General features: G+C 65.5%; 6 protein-coding genes and 1 riboswitch. Of the genes, 5 read left to right on the forward strand and 1 reads right to left on the reverse strand.

The features are described from left to right. From FVW20_RS05840 to FVW20_RS05855, 4 genes are all read left to right on the forward strand, one after another. The coding region (locus tag FVW20_RS05840) for a Na+/H+ antiporter NhaC family protein (RefSeq protein ID WP_504739143.1) at positions 1-733 on the forward strand (733 nt) is incomplete at its 5' end. A 552-nt stretch (positions 734-1,285) separates the two neighbouring features. After that, the gene (gene groES / locus FVW20_RS05845; RefSeq protein WP_167122072.1) at positions 1,286-1,573 is read left to right on the forward strand and encodes a co-chaperone GroES; all 288 of its coding nucleotides are present in this window, start codon (positions 1,286-1,288) and stop codon (positions 1,571-1,573) included. Positions 1,574-1,616: 43 nt separating this feature from the next. Further along, positions 1,617-3,263 (forward strand): chaperonin GroEL, encoded by a 1,647-nt coding sequence (gene groL, locus FVW20_RS05850; protein WP_196608691.1) that lies wholly within the window; start codon positions 1,617-1,619, stop codon positions 3,261-3,263. A 163-nt stretch (positions 3,264-3,426) separates the two neighbouring features. Then, entirely contained in the window at positions 3,427-4,020 is a 594-nt protein-coding gene (locus tag FVW20_RS05855) for an HAD family hydrolase (RefSeq protein ID WP_231038906.1), read from the forward strand. A 293-nt stretch (positions 4,021-4,313) separates the two neighbouring features. On the opposite strand, the gene FVW20_RS05860 is transcribed toward FVW20_RS05855, so the two are convergent. Then, complete coding sequence (locus FVW20_RS05860; protein WP_196608692.1) at positions 4,314-4,580, reverse strand: hypothetical protein; 267 nt, start codon at positions 4,578-4,580, stop codon at positions 4,314-4,316. A gap of 286 nt (positions 4,581-4,866) precedes the next feature. Next, positions 4,867-4,987: riboswitch (SAM riboswitch) on the reverse strand. Positions 4,988-5,301: 314 nt separating this feature from the next. Here FVW20_RS05860 and FVW20_RS05865 point away from each other — a divergent pair. Beyond that, the coding region (locus FVW20_RS05865) for a lipid II flippase MurJ (RefSeq protein WP_307831386.1) at positions 5,302-5,944 on the forward strand (643 nt) is incomplete at its 3' end.

Here is a 5,944-nt window from a genome sequence, read left to right on the forward strand (position 1 = left end):
GCTGCTGGCCGTGGCCGTGTTCTGGCTGGCGGGCGATGCGGGCCGGGCCGCCGCGCCCGGCGGCTACCGCCTTGTCACGGTGCTGCCCTACATCGCCATCCTGGCCATGGCGCTTTCTGGCATGAACGTGTTCGCCGTGCTGTTCGCGGGCATCGCCCTGGCGGGCGGCGTGGGCATGGCCGTGGTGGACGGCTACACCCCGCTGCGATTCGCCCAGGACATCTACAAGGGCTTTACCGGCATGCACGAGATTCTCGTGCTGTCCATGCTCATGGGCGGCCTTGGCGAACTCATCCGTTATCAGGGCGGGGTGGCCTGGCTGCTGGCCGCCGTGCGCCGTTTCACCGACCGACCCGGCAGCAGCCGAGGGGCCGCCGTCCGTACCGGAGAGGCGGGCATTTCCGGACTGGTGGCCGTGGCCGACCTGTGCACCGCCAACAACACGGTGGCCATCATCCTGACCGGGGGCATGGCGCGCGAGATTGCCGCCACCTCCGGGGTGGACCCGCGCCGCAGCGCCAGCCTGCTGGACATTTTCTCGTGCGTGGTGCAGGGGCTTGCCCCGCACGCGGCGCAGGTGCTGCTGGCCGGGTCCATCGCGGGCATCTCGCCCGTGGCGGTGCTGTCGGCCAACTACTATTGCCTGCTGCTGGGCGCGGCGGGGGTGCTGGCCATCCTTGTGGGGCTGCCGCGCGCCCCGCGAACGGACGTGTCCGGGGTCGAGCGGGCGTAGCGTCCGGTTTGCCCATTCTCCGGATTTTCTGGGTTTTTCCTCTGCGGCATATCAGCCCGTATCCGCCTTGTCCTGGTGTCTGGCCGGGCAGGGGAAAAGGGAGAAAAGGGGGCGAAGGGGCGCAACGTGCGGAACGGCGCAGAGGGGCAAGGTTTTTCAAAGGGGGAGGGCTGGCATGCAACCCGCTGAATTTGCATGGCGCGTGAAGAAAATGCAAAAAAAAGCACACGCCCCCCTTTTCAACCCGTAAACCTGCCTTATTATCCAACGCGGTTGCCATGCACCGCCACCGCGTCAGCGGAAGCGGGCGCGGAGCCGCCCCGGCGGAAGGCCCCCGTTGCCAGACAAGGCATTTGCGGGTTCTGCTTCTGCCGAACAGCCACGATACACCGGGCGAGACGAATTTCGCCCCCCGCCACGCGGCGGGAGGGCGCGCGCATGACCTTGTCATGACGCGCGGCGAGATGACCGCCCTTGTTGTTGGCACTCGCGCCCCGCGAGTGCCAAGGACGGGACAAACAGCGATCACCTAAAGTTGGAGGACTAGTTGTCATGAATCTGAAGCCTTTGAATGACCGCGTTCTGGTGAAGCGCCTCGAAACCGAAGAAAAGACCGCTGGCGGCCTGTTCATCCCCGACACCGCCAAGGAAAAGCCCTCGCGCGGCGAAGTCGTCGCCGCCGGTCCCGGCAAGGTCGCGGAAGACGGCAAGCTCATCGCCATGACCGTCAAGAAGGGCGACACGGTGCTCTTCAGCAAGTACGCGGGCACCGAGATCAAGCTTGACGGCGTCGAGCACCTCGTCATGCGCGAAGACGACATTCTCGCCATCATCGAATAACGCCCCGCGAACTCAGCACTTACTCCCGAGGAGGATGAATACAATGGCTTCCAAGGAAATCCTGTTCGACGTCAAGGCCCGTGAAAAGCTTTCCCGCGGCGTGGACAAACTCGCCAATGCCGTCAAGGTGACCCTCGGCCCCAAGGGCCGCAACGTGGTCATCGAAAAGTCTTTCGGCTCGCCCGTCATCACCAAGGACGGCGTGACCGTGGCCAAGGAAATCGAACTCGAGGACAAGTTCGAGAACATGGGCGCCCAGATGGTCAAGGAAGTTGCTTCCAAGACCAGCGACATCGCCGGTGACGGCACCACCACCGCCACCATCCTGGCCCAGGCCATCTACCGCGAAGGCGTGAAGCTGGTGGCCGCCGGCCGCAGCCCCATGGCCATCAAGCGCGGCATCGACAAGGCCGTGGAAAAGCTGGTCAAGGAACTTGGCACCCTGGCCAAGCCCACCCGCGACCAGAAGGAAATCGCCCAGATCGGCACCATTTCCGCCAACTCCGACACCACCATCGGCAACATCATCGCCGAGGCCATGGCCAAGGTGGGCAAGGAAGGCGTCATCACCGTCGAGGAAGCCAAGGGTCTGGAAACCACCCTTGAAGTGGTCGAAGGCATGCAGTTCGACCGCGGCTACCTGTCACCCTACTTCGTGACCGATCCCGAAAAGATGGTCGTCGAACTCGACGAGCCCTTCATTCTCTGCAACGAGAAGAAGATCTCCAGCATGAAGGACATGCTGCCCGTTCTCGAACAGGTGGCCAAGATGAACCGTCCGCTGGTGATCATCGCCGAAGACGTGGAAGGCGAAGCCCTGGCCACCCTGGTGGTCAACAAGCTGCGCGGCACCCTTCAGGTTGTTGCCGTGAAGGCCCCTGGCTTCGGCGACCGCCGCAAGGCCATGCTGCAGGACATCGCCGTCCTGACCGGCGGCACCGTGGTGTCCGAAGACATGGGCGTGAAGCTCGAAAACATCTCGGTGGCCGACCTTGGCACCGCCAAGCGCGTGGTTGTGGACAAGGAAAACACCACCATCGTTGACGGCGCCGGCAAGTCCGACGACATCAAGGCGCGCGTGAAGCAGATCCGCGCCCAGATCGACGAAACCACCTCCGACTACGACCGCGAAAAGCTGCAGGAACGCCTGGCCAAGCTGGTGGGCGGCGTGGCCGTGATCAACGTGGGCGCCGCGACCGAAACCGAAATGAAGGAAAAGAAGGACCGCGTCGAGGACGCCCTGAACGCCACCCGCGCTGCGGTGGAAGAAGGCATCGTCCCCGGCGGCGGCACCGCCTACATCCGCATCTCCAAGGTGCTGGACGACGTGAAGCCCGCTGACGACGACGAAGCCGCCGGCGTGAACATCATCCGCCGCGCCATCGAAGAACCGCTGCGTCAGATCTCGTCCAACGCCGGCTACGAAGGTTCCATCGTTGTCGAGAAGGTGCGCGAAGGCAAGGACGGCTTCGGCTTCAACGCCGCGTCCGGCGACTTCGAAGACCTGATCAAGGCCGGTGTCATCGACCCCAAGAAGGTCACCCGCATCGCCCTGCAGAACGCGGCTTCCGTTGCCTCGCTGCTGCTGACCACCGAATGCGCCATTGCCGAAAAGCCCGAAGCCAAGAAGGACATGCCCATGCCCGGTGGCGGTATGGGCGGCATGGGCGGCATGGGCGGCATGTACTAGGCCGCAAGGCTGGTACGCCCCGCGCATCATCGCACGTGACTGTGGGCCGGAACCTTCGGGTTCCGGCCCTTTTCGTTTGCCGGAACGGGAAGCGGCGGGGATGCGGGCCTTTCAGACTTGACGCGGGCCCGGCGCACGGGCACCACGGGGCAGGAGAGGAACCATGGCGAAAGCGAAACACACGGACGCGGACACCGCACCGCATGGCATGCACCCCGCGAACCAGCCCGACAGGGCGCTGCTGCCCGACAAGGCGCTGCTGCTGGACTGGGGCGGCACGCTGATGCGCGTCATGCCCCGCTGGATGGGGCCGCAGCACGGCTGGACCGACGAGGAACCCATGCCCCACGCGGGCGAGGTGTTGTGCGCACTGGCCGCTGGCTGGCGGCTGGCGCTGGCGTCCAACGCCTCGGAGTCGGACGAAGGCCCCATCCGCGCGGCCCTTGCATCCATGGGCGTGGGGCCGTTGCTGGCCGGGGTGTACACGTGGCGTTCGGCGGGGTCGCCCAAGCCCTGGCCGCCGTTCTGGGCGTATGCGCTGCGCGACCTGGGGTTGCCCGCCAACAGGGTGGTGATGATCGGGGACGACTGGACCGGCGACGTGTGGGGCGCCACGCAGGCGGGGATGCACGGCATCTGGTTCGATCCGCCGAGCAACGGCAGCGTGCGCGAGGCGCGCACCGCAGCCCGCGTGCGCACCATGCGCGATTTCCGCGAACTGCCCGGCCTGCTGGCCGAACTGGGGTTCGAATACTGAGGGGGGGGGCGGCTGCATCTCCCCTTGCACTTGAATACGCGCCCCGCGAAGCTTGATGGCCTGCGCTGCCGCAGGTTCCGCAGTTCCGCGCGCTTTCTGCCGCCAACGAAAACGCCCCCGCCGGTTTCCCGTCGGGGGCGTCGTGTTTTGCTATCCGGCCTGGTGGTTCGCCGTGCGCGCGGGCACGCGGGGCGGGGAGTGACCGGGGTTCGCTGGTCGCTGCGTCGTGTTCCGGAACGGGGCGCCGTTTCGTGCAGGGCGCGCTGCCGGACGCGCCCGCCGAAGGTGCCCGGCTACACCAGGTAGCCGCAGGAATGGATGATGTTCTTGCGCAGGGTGCGCCCCTTCCAGACCGCCTCGGGGCCTTCGCTGCGGATTTCCTCGCTCAGGATGTCGCGCAGTTCGCGCATCTGTGCGTCGGTGAGTTGCAGGCGAGTCATGTCACCCATGAGTTCCAGCGGGTCGGACCAGCAGGTGGGCATGGGTTCGTCCTCGTTGTGGTAGAGGTAGTAGATCACACACTCGCCAACGGGCTGCAACTTTTCCAGAAAATCCTTCATCGTGTCTCCCTTTTTTCGCGAAACCGTCCGGGTTTCGCGTGGTCAATCCGCCGGGGGCTGGTCCGGCGGACCACCGTGCGCCCTTGGGCTGTCCGCAGTCCCGCCGGATGTTCCGGCTGGGTGTTTGGCGGCCCCCGTGGCGCAACGGCCTGTTAGCTGCATTTTTTTTCTGTGGGTGCGCAATTGGCCTGAAATCCACCCACATGCCCCGCACGGCTCCAGCGTCCGAACGGTGCCCCCAAAACAGAAAGGCCCCTCGCATGGAGAGGCCGACGCCGCAAGCCCGCGATCATGATCCCGTGCGCTACACGGTCGGTGTTGGCACCTTGTCCCGACCGACGGCGTCACGTCGGGGCAGGTTGCCGGGCGGTCACAGGGCCGGACCCTCGCGCCTCTCTCCATGAATGGGGCATATCTAGCGGTTGAGTGCACAGTTGTCAATGGATGAACAGGAAATCAGGAAATGCTTGTATAGTTGTTTTTCCAGCATGATAGCACGCACAGAGAGTGGTTTTGTATAGTACCACTGCTGATAAAAATGTGACTGTGCGACCGAAAGCCCGAAAAGGGGGCAGGAGATGTCGTCTTCATGGGCAGGGCGGGTGCGGGTGTGGCGCCCGCCCTTTCCGCCGTATGGTCAAGCGGGGCGGTATGGGGTAGTGGTTCCTGCGTACCGCACGTCCGTCACGCCTTGGCCCGCCACAGGAGAGTCCGCCGCCGCATGAAGCTGTTCACCCGCACCCACCAGATGGGCGCCGCCGCCCTGATCATGGCGGCCAGCGTCTTCGCGTCGCGGTTCATGGGCCTCTTGCGCGACAAGGTCATCTCCTACCTGTTCGGCGCCACGGCAGAGGCGGACATCTACTTCGCCGCCTTCGTGGTGCCCGACTTCATCAACTACCTGCTTGCGGGCGGCTACTTTTCAATCACCCTCATTCCGCTGCTGTCGGAACGCTTCGAGCGCGATCCGGAGGACGGCTGGCGCTTCTTTGCCGCCTCGTTCTGGTGGATAACCATCGCCATCTGCCTGCTGACCGGCGTGGCATGGTGGTATGCGCCGGAACTGGCCCGCGTGGCCGCTCCGGGCTTCGACGCATCGTCCACGGCGCGGCTGGTGCGGTTCCTGCGCATCATCCTGCCCGCGCAGGCCTTCTTTCTGCCGGGGGCGTGCGTCACCGCGCTGCTGTACATGCGCCGCCAGTTCGCGGTGCCCGCCATGGGGCCGCTGATCTACAACGGCTGCATCATCGGCGGCGGCGTGCTGTCTTGGGCGCTGGCCCCGGAGCGCGGCATGGAGGGGTTTTGCTGGGGGGTGCTTGCGGGCGCGGCGCTGGGCAGCCTTGCCTTGCCGGTGCTGGCCGCCG

The sequence above is a fragment of the Nitratidesulfovibrio oxamicus genome (assembly GCF_015731765.1).
GTDB classification, from domain to species: Bacteria; Desulfobacterota; Desulfovibrionia; order Desulfovibrionales; family Desulfovibrionaceae; genus Cupidesulfovibrio; species Cupidesulfovibrio oxamicus.